This window comes from Mucilaginibacter sabulilitoris (genome assembly GCF_034262375.1).
GTDB lineage: Bacteria > Bacteroidota > Bacteroidia > Sphingobacteriales > Sphingobacteriaceae > Mucilaginibacter > Mucilaginibacter sabulilitoris.
This window is the reverse complement of sequence record NZ_CP139558.1, coordinates 2562927-2584574: the sequence shown is the minus strand read 5'-3', so window position 1 is coordinate 2584574 and position 21648 is coordinate 2562927. Positions and strand designations below refer to the sequence as shown.

The 21648-nt window shown below is 41.8% G+C and carries 16 protein-coding genes; 2 read left to right on the top strand and 14 right to left on the bottom strand.

From position 1 onward, the window contains the following. Positions 1-27: 27 nt before the first annotated feature. From SNE25_RS11165 to SNE25_RS11100, 14 genes are all read right to left on the bottom strand, one after another. Positions 28-1545 carry a RagB/SusD family nutrient uptake outer membrane protein gene (locus SNE25_RS11165; protein WP_321565183.1) on the bottom strand — a complete coding sequence of 506 codons (1518 nt, stop codon included), beginning with the start codon at positions 1543-1545 and terminating at the stop codon, positions 28-30. Between the two features lie 43 nt (positions 1546-1588). After that, positions 1589-4708, bottom strand: coding sequence for a SusC/RagA family TonB-linked outer membrane protein (locus SNE25_RS11160; protein WP_321565182.1), 3120 nt, complete (start codon positions 4706-4708; stop codon positions 1589-1591). Positions 4709-5087: 379 nt separating this feature from the next. After that, positions 5088-5636, bottom strand: a complete 549-nt coding sequence (gene cysC / locus SNE25_RS11155) for an adenylyl-sulfate kinase (RefSeq protein WP_321565181.1) — start codon at positions 5634-5636, stop codon at positions 5088-5090. A gap of 50 nt (positions 5637-5686) precedes the next feature. After that, entirely contained in the window at positions 5687-7639 is a 1953-nt protein-coding gene (locus tag SNE25_RS11150) for a M1 family metallopeptidase (protein WP_321565180.1), read from the bottom strand. A 115-nt stretch (positions 7640-7754) separates the two neighbouring features. Continuing rightward, positions 7755-8777, bottom strand: a complete 1023-nt coding sequence (locus SNE25_RS11145; protein WP_321565179.1) for a sulfotransferase family protein — start codon at positions 8775-8777, stop codon at positions 7755-7757. After that, on the bottom strand, positions 8774-10015 hold the full coding sequence (chrA, locus tag SNE25_RS11140; RefSeq protein ID WP_321565178.1) for a chromate efflux transporter: 1242 nt from the start codon (positions 10013-10015) through the stop codon (positions 8774-8776). The genes SNE25_RS11145 and chrA overlap by 4 nt, the downstream gene beginning before the upstream one ends. Positions 10016-10155: 140 nt before the next feature. Beyond that, positions 10156-10941, bottom strand: coding sequence for a 3'(2'),5'-bisphosphate nucleotidase CysQ (gene cysQ, locus SNE25_RS11135; RefSeq protein WP_321565177.1), 786 nt, complete (start codon positions 10939-10941; stop codon positions 10156-10158). 117 nt (positions 10942-11058) lie between these two features. Continuing rightward, the gene (locus SNE25_RS11130) at positions 11059-12045 is read right to left on the bottom strand and encodes an aldo/keto reductase (protein ID WP_321565176.1); all 987 of its coding nucleotides are present in this window, start codon (positions 12043-12045) and stop codon (positions 11059-11061) included. A 57-nt stretch (positions 12046-12102) separates the two neighbouring features. After that, on the bottom strand, positions 12103-12555 hold the full coding sequence (locus tag SNE25_RS11125) for an ester cyclase (RefSeq protein WP_321565175.1): 453 nt from the start codon (positions 12553-12555) through the stop codon (positions 12103-12105). Positions 12556-12566: 11 nt separating this feature from the next. Continuing rightward, entirely contained in the window at positions 12567-12863 is a 297-nt protein-coding gene (locus SNE25_RS11120) for an ArsR/SmtB family transcription factor (RefSeq protein ID WP_321565174.1), read from the bottom strand. Between the two features lie 81 nt (positions 12864-12944). After that, the gene (locus tag SNE25_RS11115; protein WP_321565173.1) at positions 12945-13346 is read right to left on the bottom strand and encodes a nucleotide triphosphate diphosphatase NUDT15; all 402 of its coding nucleotides are present in this window, start codon (positions 13344-13346) and stop codon (positions 12945-12947) included. Positions 13347-13400: 54 nt separating this feature from the next. Then, a complete protein-coding gene (locus SNE25_RS11110) occupies positions 13401-14450 on the bottom strand; it encodes an AI-2E family transporter (protein WP_321565172.1) in 1050 nt (349 codons plus the stop codon). A 166-nt stretch (positions 14451-14616) separates the two neighbouring features. Further along, on the bottom strand, positions 14617-17154 hold the full coding sequence (locus SNE25_RS11105) for a phosphocholine-specific phospholipase C (protein ID WP_321565171.1): 2538 nt from the start codon (positions 17152-17154) through the stop codon (positions 14617-14619). A gap of 164 nt (positions 17155-17318) precedes the next feature. Continuing rightward, a complete protein-coding gene (locus tag SNE25_RS11100) occupies positions 17319-20246 on the bottom strand; it encodes a ligand-binding sensor domain-containing protein (protein ID WP_321565170.1) in 2928 nt (975 codons plus the stop codon). A gap of 230 nt (positions 20247-20476) precedes the next feature. Here SNE25_RS11100 and SNE25_RS11095 point away from each other — a divergent pair, with 230 nt between their 5' ends. After that, positions 20477-21274 carry a HipA family kinase gene (locus SNE25_RS11095; RefSeq protein WP_321565169.1) on the top strand — a complete coding sequence of 266 codons (798 nt, stop codon included), beginning with the start codon at positions 20477-20479 and terminating at the stop codon, positions 21272-21274. Continuing rightward, positions 21252-21635: a DUF3037 domain-containing protein gene (locus SNE25_RS11090; RefSeq protein ID WP_321565168.1), complete on the top strand. Its 384-nt coding sequence runs from the start codon at positions 21252-21254 to the stop codon at positions 21633-21635. Before SNE25_RS11095 ends, SNE25_RS11090 begins: the two co-directional genes overlap by 23 nt. Positions 21636-21648 lie beyond the last annotated feature (13 nt).

Below are 21648 nucleotides of genomic sequence, written 5' to 3'. Positions count from 1 at the left end.
ATTCTTTTGCTTAGTGTAAAGGCTTTGTTACTGTTGTCTGCCAGCGTTGTTTAAGTTAGGGTTGATAGTAACCTGATTTAAAGGATACGGGAAATACTGATCGCGCGGCATTTGAACAGTTGGGGTTTGGCCGGTACGTTTCAGATAGGCGTTCACTACTTCGGCATATTTACCCATTCTGATCAGGTCCGATCTTCTTTTCCCTTCATAATATAACTCCCAACCACGTTCCTGTAACAGCGCATCACGCAGAGTAGATTGCGAATAGGCTCCCGCCACCAGTTGCTTAGCATGAGATCTTGCTTTTACCTGGTTTATTAAGGAAATACTCTCTGCAGAGGGGCCACTTAATTCATTCAGCGCTTCGGCCCTACTTAGCAGTACATCGGCATAACGTAAAATATCAACACTATGGCCGTCATAATAAGTATTGGCTCCATTAGGATCTGCATATTTCATGGTAGCAACATCGGGCATATAAAATACACCGTCGGGAGGGGTGGCCCCTATTGAAGGTGCTTGCTGATGAATAAGGTCATCAACCCCTTTATATGAAGGGAAGAACATTTTTTTACGGTCATCCTCATTGCCATAACTATTATAAAAATCCCACGTTACAGCGTAATATTGCCACCTGTCGGTTAAAACCGGGTGTTGCAAGGGACCGAAGTGGTTCAATAGTTCTGTACCGTTAACGTTGGCATCACTCAATACCGAGAAAATATTTTCAGAGCACCATTTATTATTTTCGGCAAATAATCCTGAATAAGTTGGGAAAAGCTGGTAAACATTCAAGTCCATTACCTGCTTGGTTAAATCAACCACTTTTTGCCATTGCTTTTCGCGCAGGTAAAGTTTGGCCAGTAAAGTAAGCGCAGAACCTTTAGTAGCCCGACCAACATCATTGGTTGAATAAATGGCATTGCTATTATAATCAACCGGAAGTGTATTTGCGGCAGCTGTAAGGTCAGCTATTAATAAAGCGTCGATTTGCTCAACTGGTGTAACAGGCTGCTTTTCGGTATAGTTAGGATTAGCAAGATCTTTTTCGGTAAGTAATACCACTGGTCCCCATGCGTCAGTAAGATCCATATAAGCTAAAGCCCGTAAAAATTTAATTTCAGAAAGAAACTGATTTTTTTGCTCCGCCGTGATAGTAGTCATAGGCGAAATATTTAATATGGCATTATTGGCGTTGGCTATCAGTTTGTAAATCTGTCTCCAGTCTTCTGCAAGTAATCCGTTAGCTGAGTTCCATTGCACTAATGAAAGCTGGCCGGGGTCACCCCCATAGCTGCAATGGCCAACATCGGTAGTAAGATCGGTAAGGGCAAAGTGCCTAACTGTCCAATAATCAAAGTTGTCGCCAACAGCCGGGCCCTTTAACCGCGCGTAAACAGCGTTAACAGCGGCAATAGCGTCCGACTTGGTTTTAAAAGCATTACTGCTGGTAAGGCTGCTCGAAATCTTGGTATCAAGGTTCTTATTACAGGAGAACTGTATAGCGACCGCCAAAGTCATCAAAAGGATATAATATTTTTTCATCTCTTTTAAATTTTATGTTGCCCCCCAAAAAGGGATGTTATTATTAATGAATAGAAGCTTTTATGCCGAATGTTATGGTCCTGAAAGCCGGGAAACCACCAAAATCGAGGCCACCTGCCAGATTATTGATGCTACCAACATTTTGCGTTTTTACATCAACAGCGGCAGCATGAACGTTAGCTTCCGGATCGGTACCTTTATAACTGGTAACTGTCAGCAAATTCTGAGCTTCAGCATAAATCCTTATCCCCTGAAGAATTTTCATATTACGGAATAAGGAAGAAGGGAAACTATAACCCAGAGAAACCGATTTTAAACGAGCGAACGATGCGTTTTCTACAAATCTTGAATTAACATAGCTTCCGTAAGTAGTTAAAAAATAACCTTCGCGGGGTATATCCGTATTTTCATTTTTGCCGGCCACAAACCTGTTCAAGGCATCGGCACCGGTTGTTGATTCCAGTACCAGTCTATTCATATTGTAAAGAGAATACCCAAACGCTCCCTGGATAAAAATATTCAGGTCAAAACCTTTATAATGAAAATCATTTCCTAAACCGGCAGTATAATGCGGATTTGAATTACCTAAATAAGTTTGATCATCAGGGGTAATTTTACCATCACCATTCACATCCTTGTATTTAGGATCGCCTGGTTTTGAATTTGGCTGCGGGGCATAAGTTTCGCCGGTTTTTAGAACACCCTCGTAAACATAGCCATAAAGTTCTCCAAGTTCCACACCCGGTACCAGCTTTGTAAACGGCTGGCCAGAAACAACACCACTCGGGTTGGCGGTATTGGTGATTATCTGCGGAACGTTCTCCGCTAATTTCAGTGTTTTTTGTTTGTTATAAGCTATGTTAAAGTTGGTATTCCATGAAAAATTCTTTGTTCTGATATTATTTGAACTTACTGATAATTCTATACCCTTGTTTTCAACAGAACCGATATTCAGCAATTGAGTGTTAAATCCAAAATATTGGCCAACCGGAACATTTAGCAAAAGGTCGTTGGTTTTTTTTCTATATATATCAATAGTCGCGTTTATCCGTCCATCGGCGAATCCCATATCCAAACCTGCATCAAACTGCGCGGTGCTTTCCCATTTCAGGTTAGGGTTAGGCAGCAATGAAGGTTCAATACCTACCTGAAGCGGTCCACCATCATTAAGCACCGTGCTATAAATACCAAATATGGTCTGGAATCGGTTATTCGGAATACGGTCGTTACCCGTTACACCATAACTTACCCTAAGTTTTAAATTAGAAAAGGTGTTCAGGTTTTTAATGAAATCCTCATCAGTAAACTTATATGCTATAGCGCCAGATGGGAAAATACCATGACGAAAGTTAGCTCCAAACTTAGATGAAGCATCATCCCTTAAAGTAAATGTTGCCAAAATTTTATCTTTATAGGAATAATTAAGTCTTCCATAGTAATCTGTAAGTTTAGTTTCTTCCCTGAAACTATTGTATGCACTATAACCATTACTGGCGTATGCGGTAGAACCGGCATTTAAGTTATAAAACAAGAAAGCATCAGTTGAAAAACCTTTTGCACCGGCGTTTAATGACTCATTAACATCTTTTTGATTAGAATTACCTACCAGTAAAGTAAAGACATGGTCTTTGAGTTCAAATTTGTAGGTAAAATAGTTTTCAACCAGCCACCTGAAAGAGGTGTACATTTGCTCGCTTGCTAAACCTCCGTTTTTGGCCCCATTTACTAATGTTGTTGGCGTGTATTGGCCTGCGGTAGTTTGGTTATACTCACTCCCAGCACCCAGGTGATAGGTTAGGTTTTTTATGATCTGATAATCCAAGGCTATATTTCCGTTGATTAATTTGTTACCGCTGGTATTGGTTGGCTCCACAAGATTGGCCAGCGCATTATTTTTGCCCTGGTAAGTATAGTAAGTACCATCGGGGTTATAAACAGGAATATTAGGCAGCGCTGTCAAGAGACTAAACAAAGGCGCTGTAATATCGCCCGAATACGACTGTTGGTTTTGATTTGTGCTTGCTCCGTAAAAATTAGCGCTTAATTTAATATTCTCATTAAGCGTTTTTTCGGCTCCTATCCTTGCACTGTACCTTTGCAGATCTGTGTTTTTTAATACACCAACTTGTTTTATGTAATTGCCAGATACATAAATTTTTGAATTTTTATCACCACTGCTGATACTTAGGCTCCTGTTTTGAACCGTAGCGTTACGTGTGGCGACTTTTAACCAATTGGTATTAGTAACCGGAAAACTGGGCGGAAAAATAGGCGGGTTACCGTCTTCGATAGCGGTGGCGTTTTGAATGGCCGTGTACTGGGGACCAGTTAATAAACTGGGTTTATAAGTTAAATACTGTGTACCGTTTGACACATCCGCATCAATAGATACCTTTCCGATCTTACCTTTTTTAGTGGTGATCAAAATTACACCATTGGCGCCGCGTGAACCATATATAGCCGTTGCCGATGCGTCTTTTAATATTTGAATATCGTCAATATCATTAGGACTGATCAGGTTGCCGTTGTCGGTGATAAAGCCATCAACAACATACAAGGGCGAATTGCTGGTATTTATAGAGTTACCGCCCCTTACCGTAATAGAAATAGCTCCACCCGGTGCAAAACTCGATTGCTGCACCTGAACACCTGCCGCCTTACCCTGTATGGCCTGGCCCAGATTTGAAGTAGTACCACCCAATATCAGGTCATCACTTTTAACCGAGCTTACTGAACCGGTGAGGTCGCTTTTTTTCACAGAACCATAACCTACTACCACTACCTCATTCAGCTTATTCAAATCTTCCTGTAAGATGATTGCTATTTCAGATGAGCCGCCGATGGCAACCTCCTGGGTTTTATACCCTACATAGGTTACCACCAATACACCCGACTTACCTTTAAGTGTAAGCTTAAACTTGCCGTTTATATCGGTAACAGAACTGTTTTTAATTCCTTTTTCAGTTACCGTAGCGCCAATGGCAGCTTCGCCTTTGCTATCTTTTACGGTACCATTTATTACCGTTTGAGCACTTGCCCATATGGGTAATAGTATCAGCAGGAAACAGCATGTTATTTTAAAAAAGGCGTTGCAGAACCTGCCTCCTTTTGAAAAAATACGCCCGCTGAAACCCGGACCGGTTTGTGTGTAAACTTTAATCATACATTGTTGGTGTTAGTATTAATTAATCAATTAGTTTGGTTTGTTTTATAATGATTTTGGATATTGGAAATTAGATATAAGGCTTAAGCAAAGCAAAACTGCAGGCCAGCAAACACAACGCAAACGTTTGTTTTACAAAAACTTAAGCAACGCAAACGTTTGATAAACGGCAAAGCACAATGCTTTTTTCGCGAGATGGGGGTGCAAATGAGCGACTTTAAGCCTTCGGGAGATTATAATTCTGAAACTATAAGCCTAAAGTTGCCTGTTTTAACAAAACAGTGTAATTTTTTTGATTTTGGAGGGATGAAGATAGAGCAATTGATGAAGTAATTCACCTGGATGTAAGTACAAACAATCTGGGTGAATTTAGTGGTACTTAAGCCTTTATAAAAGAGATTATGTACCGGTAAACCTTTTCCATGCTTTCTTCCGGTGATTCGATATCGGTATGAATGGTGAGCTGGGGATGAACAGGAGCTTCAAAACCTGAGCTGATACCTGTAAAATTTGTTATTTGCCTGGATTGCGCTTTTTTATACAAACCTTTAACATCTCTCGACTCGCATACACTAATAGGGCAGTCAACAAAAACTTCCAGGTAACATTCACCAATAATATTTGCCGCCTGAGCCCTGTGCTTTTTGAGCGGGGTTATAAAGGAGCAAATGGTAACAATATCATTCTGCAGCATGATCTTCGCAATTTCGGCTGCCCGCCTGATGTTTTCTTCACGGTCTATTTCTGTAAACGAAAGATCGCTGTTAATACCGGCCCGCAGCACATCCCCATCAAGCGACATGACAAAAAAGCCCTCTTCCTGCAATTTTTCCTGTAACAATGAGGATATGGTTGTTTTACCCGATCCGGATAAACCGAACAGCCAAACAACCAATCCTTTTTGTGAGAGTAAGCCTTTTTTATTCACGTTAAAGTCCACTGAAAACGCCCTTAATTCAAATTTAGCAGAACATCTTGTTATTCAGACACTTTAAAGACATTATTACCACGATCAATATCAGGCAGTTGCCTGTCAGGATCAATAATAACAGCCGTAAGTTTGGATGTAGAATTACATTTAAAAGTCCATTTTGCACCGCGCTGCCAAACCTCAACCGGGAGTTTTATTTGCTGTGTAGCTCCATTCTGCTCGGTGATTTTTACGCTAACAGGCAGCGCCATTTCTCCTAAGTTTTCAATGGTGATAAATGCACCTGCGGCCGGGTCGTTTTTTACGTATTTTACACCGGTAACCGCCTGGTCAAGCTTCCAGGTGGTATAAAACCATTCTTTCCAGAACCAATTCAGATCTTCGCCGGCAGCGTCATTCATAGTACGGAAAAAATCGGCAGGCAAAGGATGTTTATAGGCCCATCGTTTGATATACATGTTGAATGCATAGTCAAACCTGTCTGCACCCAAAACAACATTCCTCAGTATATTTAAAGCCAGTGCGGTTTTATAGTAATACTGGCCTCCGTCAACCATTACCTCGGGAGCGGTCATCAATGGATCTCTTTCTTTCAGCAGGCTGCGGGTCATCCTTACGGCGGCGCTGCTGGTATCGGCGTATTCGCCGTGGTTAAACCAGTTGGAAGCATAACCATTGATAAAAGTGTTCATGCCTTCATCCATCCACATAAAGCGCCTTTCGTTACTGCCTACAATCATCGGGAACCAGTTGTGGCCCATTTCGTGCGTAACATCATGCCACAGGTCATCGCCTTTTATTTTATAACTACAGAACACAATACCAGGATATTCCATACCCAATGCTACGCCCGCAACCACAAAAGCCGAATGCCAGGGATATTCAAAATAATTTTTAGAATAAAACTCAATACTATGTTTTAAGTACTGGGCAGCACGACCATACCGCTCGTTCCCCTTACTTTCAACCGGGTATACGGCGCTGGCCATTCCCTTTTTACCCGATGGCAGGTTAACACGTGCCGCGTCCCATATAAATGCCTGTGAAGCCGACCAGGATATATCGCGCGTATTACGCATTTTATAATGCCAGGTTAATGTACCTGATTGAGTGGGTCTTGAGCCGGGTAAGCCCACTTCGGCCTCTTTTATAATGTTTACTGAGCTGTCGCTCTGAGCAGCCATAGCGAGGCGTTTATTTTGCACAGCCGTTAAAACCTGCCGCGGGTTTTGCAGATCGCCTGATGCTGCAACTATCATACCTGCAGGTACGGTAATATAATAATCGTAATTGCCATATTCACAGTAAAATTCACCGGTACCGATATAAGGTAAAGTATCCCAGCCATTTACATCATCATAAACACACATACGCGGGTACCATTGGGCCAGCTGGTATATCATACCATCTTTAACAGAGAGTTTCCCCATACGATCTGCACCATAGTTAGGTATGTTAAAATTGTAATTTACCTTAACTGTAATCTGGTCACCATGAGGTTTGATAGCAAAAGGCAAACGAACCTGCATGCGCGTATCGTTAATAACAGGTTTAACCAGGTAGTTTTTACCCATATAAGTAACCGAAACCGATTCAATTTGGTATCCGCCTTTATGATATCCCTTTACATCAAAACGATCGCCGCCAACTGGCGTGGTGGCAGCACCCCGTGAATCTGCCCGGAACAAGTTTTGATCAAGCTGCAGCCACAGATAATTAAGTGTGTCGGGACTGTTATTGGTATAGCCAATGCTAACATCGCCTTTTATTAAAGTGTCTTTTTCAATCAGCGAGGCATGTATAAGATAATTGGCTTTGTTTTGCCAGTATTTGGGCCCGGGGGCGCCGTTTGCGCTTCGCAGGTCGTTACCATTATAGGTAAAAAACGAATGGTCAAATACCTGAAGTTCGTTATAAGCTGGCTTTGGTTGAGCACCAGCCAGCAATGGCATCATGGCAATTGTAAAAAGCCAAAAATTAATCTGTTTAAACTTTATCATTATCTCTTAATTGTTTGAATAAGGCACCTTAGCCACAATGAAAGATACCTGCTTTATATAGCTAAAAGTGACATACCTTAACGCAAACGTTTGATAACAGATTAAAAAATGACGTTTAAAGAACGGTATTCTCTAAAACTTTGCTTTTAATATCGCGCACTATTTGTAGCTGTAATTCCCTGCGGTCAAGATCAGACTGCCGGGCGTTGTTCAGTGTTTGTTTTTTAAGCATTTCGTTATCGGAACCATATGCTTCAATAGCATCGGGAGAGATAAATTGCGTATTGGTTAACGAGGTAAACACCGGATAATTAAGCTTTTGCAAAACATCATAACTAACCAGTTCAAATATTTCTATTTCGGCAGGAGTTAGCTCCTTATGAAACTTGCCCTTGTTATTGTTCATGATGGGTTTTTCCAGGTTCTGCCACATTTCGCCGGCAGCGGCAGTAGCTTTTGATTCGTTTGAATTATAGAAACTCAGCATGTTATCGTCGTAATCAATTTCCAGAAACTTACACAGCTTCCTGATTAGCATTTCGGGTTGTGTTATCAGGGTTTCATAATTAAGGGCGAAGAAACGCTCCTCTCCTATGCGTTCCGCTAATTTTATACAAGCTGCCTGATCATATGCCCACTGCTGGGCCAGGTGGTAAATATGCTTCTCGCCAACGATAGCTTTTTTGAATGATACGGCCACATCCCTGCCATCACGATACAGGTAAATGTATTTTAACCCGGGATTATAGCTTTCCAGGTCATCGGCATAATGCACGTTTGCCATGCTTTTGCAGCACCAATATTTTGCGCCCTTAGCTATAGCTGCCTGCTCATAAATTAACCTGTTTATTTCATAAATGCTGTGTACCCTTGAGTTTTCAAATATCCAGTCTTTGTTAATCCTGACACCATCCCAGGGTACGGGGTTGGCTTCTACGTAGTCAGCCACATCATTTATCAATATTTTGTAGGCATAATCATCCAACGGGCCATAAAACTTCAATAAAGGCACAAAAGTAACCAGTATATGCGGCGGGTGCGGCGACGCTATAGCTTCAGACTGATCCAATATCACTCGTAATAAATTAGAGCCCGACCGTTGTGTACCGATAATTTGAATGCCCTGTGGATTTTTCATATTAAATACAGTTTTGTGATTACGCCAAGCGTTATGGATGCTATGATTAAATAAACCGGGTTAACTTTATATTTAAAGCTTAATATTAATGATACCACGGCTATGATGCCGAATACCCAGGTAATGTGCTGCTGCAACAGGATCTTGAATGCTGAGGATATAATAAGCCCTATCACTACCACTTTAATTCCGCCTATCATAGCTTTAACAACAGCGTGATTTTTGTTCTTTTTAAAGAGTTTAGAAACCACAATCATTAAAATAGCTGATGGTGCGAACATGGCTATTGTTGCCAGTATGGCTCCAAAAACTCCTGCCAGTTTATAACCAATAAAGGTAGAGCTTACCAAAATTGGCCCCGGCGTAGCCTGGCTAAAAGCAATGGTGTCAATAAACTCCTGTGCGCTAAGCCAATGCAGCTCATTCACAAATAAGGACTGCATAATGGGTATCATCACATAACCACCTCCAAATAACGAAATACTGATACCGGAGAAAACTACACCTATTTTTAACAATACATTATTCAGGTTTTTAAATATCCCGCTTATAAACAAGCCTTCGTTAATTAACAGCAGGCTAATTAATACCGATGTTGTATTGACGTTAAATCTGAGCTTTGATTTAAAAATATTAAACTTTGATACGCCCTTTTGCTTACCGTCGCCTATAAAAAGTCCGGCTATTGCTCCAACCAGAATGAGCAAAATGGTAACGAGGTAACTATTTATCAACGAAACAATTACTATGGTACATACGCACAACAATGCCTTTACATAGTTTTTTGAGATTTCCTTTTTGAATAATTGCAGCCCTGCAGAGAGTATGATGGCGCTCACTGTTGCCGCAACATACTGCATAATAAGCGCCCATTCTATTCTATAAGAATATGAAAAATACAGCCATGATAATAAAAGCATGAGCGTGCAGGCCGGCAACAAAACACCCAGCATACTAATTAAAGCGCCTGCTTTGCCTTTAAGGTGATAACCAATGTAGGCCACAATGTTTACGGCCAGAGGACCAGGCAACAGGCTTGCAACGGTAACACTATCTAATATTACGTCGTTATCAAGAACCTCATCCTTGTCAACCATGATTTTTTGTACCAGTACAACCAGGGCCATATAACCACCAAAACTTACGCACCCTATTTTAAGGAAGGTAAAAAACAGGTATCTGAGGTTTACCTGTGTTGTTTGACATGAAGTTATACTAACTGGTGCTGCCCCATCCATTTATAGTCGTCTGGTTAAAAGTTTTCTTGAAATTAACAATTAACTCACGCCTGCTTAATAAATAATACTACGCAAACGTTTGTTAAAATCTCAAATACTTAAAAACCAGTTAATCTTAAATGGCGATAGCATGTGTGAAATTATTTCACCTTGCACAAAAAGCCCCCGTTGAGCAGGGAAACTTTATTATACATAAAAGATTCACCATCAGGCGTGGTCATGGTTGCGCCACTAAAAACTGCTATAGCTTGCCCTGCTGCGGTATCCCACTCCATGGTTGGGCCATGTCGATAATAAATGTGGGCTTTACCTTCGGCTATCAAACAAAATTTGAGCGAGCTGCCGGCAGTTATGGTTTCCGTTACCGGGTATTGGCTTAGTATCGCTGTTTCTTCTGGCGAGGCATGCGACCGGCTGCCTACGGCTGTCCAGTTAACGCTATTTACCTCGGCATGTAATTGTTTTATTACGCCATCGGGAGTTTCTTTCCAGCTTCCGATGTTTATCCCTCCATAGTATAATTCGCCGGTAACGGGGACGTATATGATACCCAGGACAGGCGTATTTTTATAAATAAGTGCGATGTTGACGGTAAACTCGCCATTGTGCTTAATAAATTCTTTGGTACCATCCAATGGGTCAACGCACCAGAAATACTCCCAGTTTTTACGGGTACCGTAAGGAATATCCTTCCCTTCTTCAGAAATGATGGGGATATGCGGTGTTAAGGCACTCAGGCTTTTAAAAATAACATCATGCGACAAACTATCTGCAACCGTAAGCGGCGACTGATCTTCCTTCTGGGTCACCTTCATGTTTTCGGATGACAAGTTATAGACGGTCAATATTTCAGCACCAGCCTGTTTGGCAATAGCGTTTAATTTAGTTAAATCAATTTCCGGCAGATCTTTAAAAGCAAATGTCATTAGGTAAAGGTAGTAATTTCAGGTATTCAGGCCTCTTCAATCACAGAATTTGAGATGACCAATAATTAAGGCCACCCTTGAAAGGGTGGCCTTAATTATTGGAAAATTCTTTATCATTTAATCTTTATCTACCAGCTTATTCAGATCATCATTATATCGGGGGCCGGTATTAGGGTATTTCGCCAGCAGGGCCTCAATTGCTGCCATATCTGATGTATTTAGTTCCAAATCAACGGCAGCGGCATTTTGTTCAAGGTATTTTCTTTTCTTGGTGCCGGGAATCGGGATAATATGATCACCCTGTGCCAAAACCCAGGCTAATGCCAACTGGGCCGCTGTACTATTTTTACCCGCAGCAATTTCCGCGAAACCTTGTGCCAGTCTGATATTATTGTCCTGGTATTCCTGTTGGTAACGGGGTAGCGCCTTCCGGAAATCACCGTCTGCAAGCGTACTTACATCCAGTGTGTTGGTCATTAGTCCTCTTGCCAGCGGACTAAACGGGACAAAAGAAATGCCCAATTCTTTGGTAAGCGGCAAAACATTTTGTTCCACATCGCGGGTAAGTACAGAGTATTCACTTTGCAGGGCGCTTATGGGGTGCACGGCGTGTGCTTTTTTTATTGATGTAGTCGAAGCCTCGGAAAGGCCAAGATAACGCACCTTACCTTCTTTTACCAGTTCGGCCATAGCGCCAACGGTTTCTTCAACCGGTACATTGGGGTCAATACGGTGCGCGTAATAGAGATCGATCTCATCTACGCCTAATCTTTTTAAACTTTTTTCAACCGCTATTTTAATGTAAGCCGGCGACGCATCAAATTGTATCCCCTTTTCTCCAGGGTTTGATTTAAAGCCGAATTTAGTAGCTATGAATATTTTATCACGCTGTGATTTTAAAAGCGGAGCCAAAAGTTCCTCGTTTACTCCGTTACCATACACATCGGCAGTATCCCAAAAATTGATTCCCAGATCAATAGCAAGTTCTAAAGCAGCTATTGATTCTTTATCATCTGGTGTACCATAAGCAGAACTCATGCTCATACAGCCCAAGCCTATTGCAGACAGCTTTTCATTTGTATTTCCTAATATTCTGTATTTCATGTTTATATAATTTATTTGCATTTCACCATATCGATATATCGTAAAATTCCGATATTATTATCTATTTAAATTTTCTTTTATCAGTTCCTGATATACTTCCCAGGCGCTTCTTTCCACCCGGTTATGCGCCAGTTTACCATCGCGAATTTCCCATATAGAAGTCCCGGTAAGGTTTATAGGCTGACGGTTGGGTTCTAATCCGAACATTCCATTATGAAAGCCGGTAAATCTCCACCTTGATACTACCTTAGATCCATCCTTACTTTCAAAAATGTCCAGGTTCTCTAAATTACCTTCATGTACTGTACTCTGAAACGCGGCTACCCATTGCTTAAACTGCTCACGACCTTTGATCTCTACCCCTCCGGTTGTGATCATAAAATCCTCAACCATCAACTCATCAATCAGGTTTAAATTATAAGGATGGCTCCAAACGTTGTTCCAGAAATGAAGAACCTTTTCTATCGGTGAAAACTCAGCTACGGACTGCTGTTGTATTGTGTCGCTCATGTTGTGTTATATTAAATTTCAGACGCTACTGATAAACTCAGTTTTGTAAATATTTCTTCGTTACGTTTATAGTATGTCCACTGACCTTTACGGATAGATGTAACTAAGCCTGCACGCTGCATGACCGACAGATTTTCGGAAATGGTAGATTGTGTCATACCGCTCTTTCTTTGAATCTGGCCAACACAAATGCCTGTGGAGAATGGCTCCAGTTGATCAGGGAAATACTTCTCGGGGGTTTTAAGCCAGCTGAGTATTTGTAAACGAGTGGGATTAGAAAGCGCTTTAAAAATTTCCAGGTGATTCATAAAGCAAATATACATCGGATTTTCCCGATATGCCTATTAAGTTTTATTCATTACACTTTACTGACGTATGTTAAACAGATTTTAACGTTTTGCTAACCTGACCTCTTTTAACAGAGTTATAATAGGTTTAAACAATGGCTGGGGTAAGTTTTCAGGGGTAAACCAGTTCCATTCTGCGCATTTTTCAGGTTCCATATTTATTACCTCTCCGCTCCAGGATTCGGCTACAAAAAACAAGGTGATATAATGCCTGCCACTATCAAACACATCACTTGTAAAATGAAACTTATTTAATTTCCCCACAAGTAAGGCGGTTTCTTCTTCAACTTCGCGTATGGCAGCGTATTCAGGTGTTTCGCCAAACTCTACATGGCCGCCGGGGAATGACCATTCGGCGTGGCCGTGTGCCCCAAGTCGTTTGCCTAACAATACCTTGTTATCGTTCCATATGATAACTCCTACGCCAACTTTTATTTGATCCATTTGATTGATAAACTATTTCTGCTACCCTAAGATATTAAAGAATTTTACACATTCTCAAACTACCTTATCAATCTTTTTCACATACAATTCATCAACTAATATCATGATAATAGCCAATAGTGGTACGGCCAACACAACGCCCAAAACACCCGATAAGGTACCCATTAATACCTGTGCCAATATGGTGAGGGCAGGTGGCAGATCGATCATTTTCTTTTGTATAAGCGGCGTTACGATATAGCTTACAATGGTTTGGGTTACAATATAAATAAGGGCCACTATTATAGCCGTATTTGTGCTTATAGTAAGTGCCAGCAGTACACCAGGCACCATTGCAGCTGCCGAACCAAAGTTGGGAATGAGTTTCAGCAAACCCGTAAATAAGGCCAGTACGAGCGCCACAGGTATGCTCATAATGCTTAAGCCAACGGTAAGTAAAATAAATACCAGCACCATGGAGAGCATCATGCTTTTTAACCATCCTTTGAGCGTAACACTTATACGGTCAATAACGCAATGGGCCAGTTCCCTTTTATCGCCGGGAATCAATTTTATAATGCCGTCTTTATATAAATTGGGGCTTGTGGTAAAAAAAATAGCCAGGAACATGATAATATACAAATCGCCCAGAACGCCAAAACTGGTACTAAAAAACTTCCTGGCGGTGGCAAATAACTCGTCAGAATTATCATCTGATAAATATTCAAGCGCTTTTTTGCCTAAAGGCGTTTCGGACATTTTGAGTTTGGCGGTGCTGATTGTATGAGGGAGCGTATCGCTCAATATAGCTATCTGGTTTGATATTTTTGTACCCATAAACCAAAACAAAACCCCCAGTATTACAAAGGACCCACCAACAGAAATAAGCATACAAGTCCGCCGTGGCCATTTTGTCCGGCGCTGTATCAAATCGCCAAAACCATGAAAGTAAACGGATATCAGGATGCCAGCCAATACCATCAACAACACATTAAAGGCAACGCGCGCTATCAGGATAACTACTACCAATAAAGCTACTATGGCAACCGTATGCCATACCTTTTGTATGTATGTGAGTTCTTTTTGCGTTTCGCTTTCGGTTGGATGTTTTTGGTTTGGGGTCATACTATCTGCATAAGGTTAAATACACAGATAGATTACAATATTTTTATATAAAAGTTTTAATTGAAGCTTGCGAGACCAGAATAAACACTTTTCAATCAATAGCTTAAAGTAAAAACGGGGATAGCGTTTGAGCGCCATCCCCGTTTTACCGTTGCAGTTATTGGATTTATACAATTCCACCCATAAGCGGGTCTGTAAAGCTTTCTGCTCCGGTTTCAACCCGGCCCGCATATCGCTGCTCAAAATGATCTGCACCATCTACGCTCACGCTGAAATCATACCACCCATGATGCTGTTTCAGATCAAGAGATATAATTTGTGTTCCGCCTGCACTTATTTGCTTTTTAACATCATTTTTATGATATCCCGTATCTTTAATGGTCACAGCGTAGCTTTTTGACGGACTGGAATTAGCAATTTTTAACGCTACATTTCCCGTTAATTTCCCATCCTGCCCGCGTTCGTACTCCGCATGGATGTTCAACAGCGGGTCATTAGCGGTACCGGCAAATTCGCGGTAAAAGCCATTTGGCCCATTCACCTTCAAATGATATTTGTCGCCTTCAAAAGCTTTAACCGGCCAGTTATAGGTCAGCGTATCGCCAACAGCTACTGCAAATGACCAGTTACGACACACGTCGGCTGCACTATTCTCCTCCGCTGTATCATGAAACTTACCTGGCGCGCTAACGGTAAAAGGTGAACCTGCAGAGCGGCTGCCAAAAACTTTACTACCTGCCTCAAGTTTTAGTTCAAAGCTCTTTTTATCGGCGCTTAAAGCCCCATGTGAATAAAGTTCATAAGGTAAAGCGCACGATGGGCGGATACCCTTTTCCTGCAATGGAACAATATCGCCTGCAAGTGGGTTTTTAGCAAAATTGGCTACGTCAGCATCTGATATCTGTTTGAAACCCGCAGGGTCTTCTTTAAATTTCGCATTATAAATTGTCTCCACAAAATTATCGCGGTTCAGGAAGTCGATCTTGTCTGGTTTATTGTCATCGAAAGGGCTAAATACCGAGGTAAGGTCACCACATATCGTCCGTCGCCATTGGCTGATATTTTCGTTCTTTATATTTTTCTTTAATTTTTGATTGAAGAAGGTTTCGAGGAATTGTATAGTTGAGGTGTGGTCAAACAGTTCAGAACAAACCTTCCCTCCTCTGCTCCATGGCGATGCAATAACTGTTGGCACCCTGAAACCAAGTCCTATAGGCGCCTCACGTGCCGCCTTTTTAGGAACTCCCTGTTTAAGTTCATTTGCCAACCTTACATGTTCCACTTCGGTAGTTATACCTTTTGATACTTTGCCGGTTCCCGGTATTTCTTCATCAGGGATGGAAAATGGTCGAACATGGTCAAAATAGCCGTCATTTTCATCATAGGTGCTGATGAAAATAGTTTTTTTCCATACTTCGGGATTTTTGGTCAATATATCCAAAATTTCAGAAACGTACCATGCACCATACCAGGGGGCGCTTGGGTGGTCTGAAAAATTCTGAGGGCCCGCAAGCCATGAAACCGCAGGTAATTTGCCTGTATTAACATCTTCTCTAAACTGGTGCAGTACATCGCCTTTAGGTACTGTTACATCGCGTTTTGTCCCCCCATCGTCATAACTAAGCGTAGTAACACTCCGGTAATCAGCATCGCCAGAATTAATTACAAAAGCCCGATTGTATAAACTTTTTTCTCTTGGAGATAATTTATCAAATGCTTCCTTACTGTACTTTTTCAGTTCATAGTTTGCCTTATCCAATACAGCTTGCTTAGCTTTTATGCTCGCTTGCACTTTTTCGTCGCCTGATGAAGCTGATTCTTTCAGGCTGCTGATCTGAGCCGGAAGTGTATTTAGCTGATGATGCAGACTTTCTATGTACCGGGGCGTAAATTTAACATTGTATGCCGCATAGAACTCTAAGTTATTACAGCCAAAATTGGAGAGCCATGATCTTTCTTCACCTTTAAACCCGCCGGCACAATCCAGTTCATTCTGGTAAAACTTCCAGAAAATGTCATTGTCTTCCAATAATTCCGGAAATGTTTTCCAGGGTAATTTTGCATGATCAAAGTCGTCATTGCGGATATTTACTTTTGTAAGGCCATCAAGCTCATAACTGGTTTTTCCTGTCCAGAAAAAAGCCCTGTTAGGCGTTGTACTGGTCATGGCCGAACAAAAGCTTTGATCGCAAACGGTAAAGGCATCGGCCATGGCGTAATGAAAGGGCAGATCTTCGCGGGTATAGTGACCAAGAGTAAGCGGCATACCGGCGTACTTTTTATTGCCCGATGGTTTTGCCTGCAGCCACTGGTCATACTTACCGTTATTATATGCATCAACCTGGCTCGCCCTCGAATGTGGCAATGAACCTATCCAGGTAACTTTTGAATCTTTAATATTTAAACGGAATGGCGCATAAGTTTCGCCTACCGCATTGGTTTGCATCCATACTGGTTTTTTATCTGGCAGGTTTATCGCCCGCGGATCATTAAAGCCCCTCACGCCTTGCAATGTGCCAAAACAATGGTCAAATGACCTGTTTTCCTGCATCAGGATTACAATATGCTCCGCATCTAAAAAGGTGCTGCCTGCCTTTGGGTCAATGGCGAAGGCGCGCTGTACCGATGCAGGGAGCATGGTGTAAAGCCCCGCAGCTCCCGATAATAATAATGACTTTTTAATAAACTCCCGTCTGGACTCCATAATTACAGATGATATTTTTCTTGAGAAATTTTATAGCCAAGTTCTCTTTTTTTACATGCAGATAAAATTATACAATGTAAAATTTATGTTATCATAACAATTAAAATATATTAACCGAGGAGTTTTTATTAACATTAAGAATACTGATAGCTTCAATTATTCTACTAAATATTAACCAGTAGCTTGATCATGGTACCATTGCCGGGCCGGCTGTTAATTTGTAACACCCCCTTCATTTCAGCTGCGCGCTTTTGCATATTACCCAAACCATTACGATTATTTTTCTGGTTTTGGTCAAAGCCCCTGCCATTATCAATAACCACAAACTCCAGCTGGTTATTCAGCTTATTTACAGATACCCACATGTGCGTACAATGCGAATGCTTAATAATGTTATTGATACATTCTTTAAAAACCAGGAATATATTTTTACGGGCTTCCATCTGGATGCGGGTATTCTGAATATCGGGATTGATATTGATATCAAAAGTTATATTGCGTGCTTCCAGTAAAGGGATTGCAAACTCGCGCATGCGTACTGCGAGATCATTAAAATGATCATTTTTAGGATTTACTGCCCAAACAATATCGTCCATTGCTTCCAGCATGGCCCGGGAGTGATATGATATATGGCCTATAACCTCTCTTGTACGTTCATGCGGCGACTCTTGTTTTAATTGCTGATCGGCTACTTCGCTAAAAATAGAGATGCTGCTTAACGCCGATCCAATATCATCGTGCAGATCACTTGCTATTTTGTTGCGCATCTTCTCCAGCGTTAATAACTGGTTTACCCGGTAACGGTATAATGTAGATGCAATACCATAAACAGCCACACAAACCAGCACAATAAACCACCATGTTTTAAAAAAAGGAGGTGATATTACAAAACTATAGCTTACCGGTGCGCTCCAGTTGCCCCCTTTATATCCTGCCTTAACCATAAAGGCGTATTTACCTGGCGGTAAGTTTGCATAACTAACCCGCGATTCGGTTGACAAGGGCGACCATTTAGCGTCAAACCCGTCAAGGAGGTAACTATAGCGTATTTTATCGGCATTACTGAGGCTTATGCCCAGATAGTCAAACGTTATATGATTTTCCTTATAGGTAAGCCTATCCCGGTGAAGATCCTGATCATCAAAAAGCAGGTGTTTTTTGGTGATATATACTATCGGCGCTATAATGTTTTCTTCAGCATTTGTAAACCGGTAACGCATCAGCCCATTTACCGTACCTATCCACAAATCATTATTACGTGATTGGTATATGGCGTTCTGATTTGTTTCAATACCCATAAAACCATCGTTCCGTCCAAAATTACGTGTGGTTAAGGTGCCCGGATCAAACAGGTCTATACCCTGATTAGTCCCCAACCATATGCGGTCGGCCCGGTCGCAAAATATAAAATATGGGTTATTTGATCTTATACCCTGCCTGATACCATATTGTTTAAAGCTTTTTCCATCATATTTAAAAATCCCGCCACCAATGCTGGCTATCCATATATTACCTTTACTATCACTGCTTATCGAACCAAAATCACGATTCGTGAGTTTTTCCTGTCCTGGTACTATCGTGAATTTATCTGTCTGGGTATCAAAATGTATCAGGCCCTTATCCCTGCTGCCAAGCCACATCTCTCCTTTCGGGTCACGATATACAGTCCACACCGAATTGCTTACAAAACCGTGGCCGCTCTTATAACTCTGCATTTGTTTTTTATCATAATTATAAACCGCTATGCCGCTATCAAGCGTAGCCAGCCATATCCGGCCCCTTTTATCCTCATTAATACTCACTACCTCCTTGCCTGCCAAACCGTTTGACCTGTCAAACACAAGAAATCTTTTTTTATCCGGCAGGTAGCATACCGCGCCCTTATTTGTGCAGGCAATCCATATATTTTTGCGACTGTCCATAAAAACCTTATAAACAAAATCATCGGGCAAGCCATTCTTTTGGGTAAAGGTCATGATATGTTTAGCCGGGGTAGTTTGAGGATTAAATACGGTTATCCCCTGCGAGGTACCCACCCAGTAATTGTGCTTATCATCTTCAATAATCGAGTACACTTCATTATATACCAGGCCATCGTGTGTGGTATAAAGTTCAAAAGGCGATTCCTTATAGCTGGATATGCCATCGTCCTGCGCCAACCAAATATTGTGCTCCCTGTCTTCGGCTATATCATAAACTTGCTCGCTAAGCAGACCGTTGGCCCTGGTAAAACATTTAATTATATCGTTGGTAATTTTAGCTACCCCGTTATTGGTAGCCAGCCAAATATTACCCTTTTTGTCGCCCCGGATCATGTTGATATAATCATCAACAAGACCCTGCGAAAGCGTTATTTTTTTAACGGGAACATTGGGTTTGTCCGGATCAAAATACAAAGCCCCTGAAGCTGTACCGCACCATAGCACACCGTTTGGCTGTTGATAAACCGATAGGATATTTTGATTTACCGTCGCCGGCAGAGCCGCAGTTACCTGCTCAGTAAAAGTATTAAATACAGACAGGCCTTTTGTAGTAGCCATCCATATTTCGCCGGTAGTTTTGACTATTAGCTTATTAATGGTATCTGAAACAAGGTGCTGTTTTGTTGTGAAATGTTTAACGCTATTCCCTTTATTTGAAAAGGTAATGCAAAAAAGCCCGTTGCCCTGAGTGGCAAGATATAGGGATTGGTTTTGCCATAACATAGCATTAATGGCCGACTTATTCACAAAATCCTTATGCGTGAATTGGTTTACGCTATTGTTACTATAAAACGATATTGCCCCGGAGCGGTGGCCAAAATATACACGGCTGCCATCTCCGGTTATAGCTGTAACATGATTATCGGGCAGGCCCAGTTGCGAATCAAACACCCTGAACTGACGGCCGTCAAACGCCGCAGCACCGCCTTGTGTGCCAACCCATAAATACCCTGAAACATCCGTATAAGCAGCGTAAACAGTAGCTTCGGGTAGGCCATTTTGTATGGTATAGTTAACCAGCGGCAGTGTTTGCCCATATCCCGTAAACCAAAAAACACAAGCCATTATACTCAATAAGAAAAGCTTCCGTGTTTTCGGTTTCAATGGCATAAGGGGAACCTATTAATCTGTTAATAAGATTATAGTGATTGCAATATCGTAAATTAATTCCTTGTTTTTGTTTGTGCAAATATGCCAGGGTAAAACTACCATTAAGGCAGAAATATAACGATTAGGATTAATCTTGCTAATTTCTCAGAAATTTGATCTAATTTTCAGGGCGCCTATCTTGCGGGCTTACCCGGTTAACAGAGATGGTGTTTAAACTTTTAATATCCATTATGAATTACGCTGAACCACAACTCAGAACAATTAATGTGATACGCTATGTAACCCCTTTGCGCGAGGGTGGTTCTATGCCGGCTATTGCCGAGGGTGATGATGAGTTTTTATATGTACTTAAGTTTAGGGGCGCCGGGCAGGGCGTAAAAGCACTTATTGCAGAACTTATTGGCGGTGAAATTGCCCGCCTGCTGGGTTTAAAAGTACCCGAACTGGTTTTTGCCAATCTTGACCCGGCTTTCGGCCGTTCGGAGGCGGATGAGGAGATACAAGACCTGCTTAAGTTTAGCGTTGGACTTAACCTTGCGCTGCACTATCTTTCAGGCGCTATAACTTATGATGCGGTGGTGAATACGCTTGATGCCAAACTTGCCTCGCAGATAGTGTGGCTTGATTGTCTGCTTACCAATGTTGACCGTACTCCTCGCAATACCAACATGCTGATGTGGCACAAAGAACTATGGCTTATTGACCACGGCGCAGCCCTGTATTTTCACCATTCCTGGTATAATTGGGATGAGCAGGCCATACGCCCGTTTGTACAGGTTAAGGACCATGTACTATTGCCGCAGGCCACTATGCTGGATGAGGTTGACGCCGAGTTTTGTTCCATACTGACCGATGAGCGTATACGCGCTATTGTCGACCTGATTCCGGATGACTGGCTTACTGACGATTCGGAAAATGGTACGCCGGAAGAACGTCGCGACGTTTACACCCGTTTTTTAACCACACGCGTAGCCGCGTCTGAAATATTTGTAAAAGAAGCACAATATGCAAGAGCAGCACTTATTTGAGTACGCCGTGATCCGCGTTGTGCCGAGGGTGGAGCGCGAGGAGTTTATAAACATAGGGGTTATCCTGTACTGCCCTAAGCAAGCGTTTTTACAGGCCCGGTTTAAGCTTGATGTGGCTCGCATGGCTGCGTTTTGCTCTGAACTTGATATAGATTGTCTGAAGGATAACATCAGCTCGTTTGAGCGCATCTGCAATGGCGATAAACATGCGGGTGCTATTGCCAGATTGGACATGGCTTCCCGTTTCCGCTGGCTTACGGCTACCCGCAGTACGGTGGTACAGCCCTCCAAAGTACACCCGGGCCTGTGCCTCGATGCGGAATTAACCCTAACGAAGCTGTTTGAACAACTGGTAGGTTAAGCCTTTGTCAGGT

Excerpts from the sequence above, each read along its gene's own strand:
- SNE25_RS11165 (WP_321565183.1), bottom strand. The coding sequence starts at position 1,545 with ATGAAAAAATATTATATCCTTTTGATGACTTTGGCGGTCGCTATACAG.
- SNE25_RS11160 (WP_321565182.1), bottom strand. The coding sequence starts at position 4,708 with ATGATTAAAGTTTACACACAAACCGGTCCGGGTTTCAGCGGGCGTATT.
- SNE25_RS11150 (WP_321565180.1), bottom strand. The coding sequence starts at position 7,639 with ATGATAAAGTTTAAACAGATTAATTTTTGGCTTTTTACAATTGCCATG.
- SNE25_RS11145 (WP_321565179.1), bottom strand. The coding sequence starts at position 8,777 with ATGAAAAATCCACAGGGCATTCAAATTATCGGTACACAACGGTCGGGC.
- chrA (WP_321565178.1), bottom strand. The coding sequence starts at position 10,015 with ATGGATGGGGCAGCACCAGTTAGTATAACTTCATGTCAAACAACACAG.
- cysQ (WP_321565177.1), bottom strand. The coding sequence starts at position 10,941 with ATGACATTTGCTTTTAAAGATCTGCCGGAAATTGATTTAACTAAATTA.
- SNE25_RS11130 (WP_321565176.1), bottom strand. The coding sequence starts at position 12,045 with ATGAAATACAGAATATTAGGAAATACAAATGAAAAGCTGTCTGCAATA.
- SNE25_RS11125 (WP_321565175.1), bottom strand. The coding sequence starts at position 12,555 with ATGAGCGACACAATACAACAGCAGTCCGTAGCTGAGTTTTCACCGATA.
- SNE25_RS11120 (WP_321565174.1), bottom strand. The coding sequence starts at position 12,863 with ATGAATCACCTGGAAATTTTTAAAGCGCTTTCTAATCCCACTCGTTTA.
- SNE25_RS11115 (WP_321565173.1), bottom strand. The coding sequence starts at position 13,346 with ATGGATCAAATAAAAGTTGGCGTAGGAGTTATCATATGGAACGATAAC.
- SNE25_RS11110 (WP_321565172.1), bottom strand. The coding sequence starts at position 14,450 with ATGACCCCAAACCAAAAACATCCAACCGAAAGCGAAACGCAAAAAGAA.
- SNE25_RS11105 (WP_321565171.1), bottom strand. The coding sequence starts at position 17,154 with ATGGAGTCCAGACGGGAGTTTATTAAAAAGTCATTATTATTATCGGGA.
- SNE25_RS11100 (WP_321565170.1), bottom strand. The coding sequence starts at position 20,246 with ATGCCATTGAAACCGAAAACACGGAAGCTTTTCTTATTGAGTATAATG.
- SNE25_RS11095 (WP_321565169.1), top strand. The coding sequence starts at position 20,477 with ATGAATTACGCTGAACCACAACTCAGAACAATTAATGTGATACGCTAT.
- SNE25_RS11090 (WP_321565168.1), top strand. The coding sequence starts at position 21,252 with ATGCAAGAGCAGCACTTATTTGAGTACGCCGTGATCCGCGTTGTGCCG.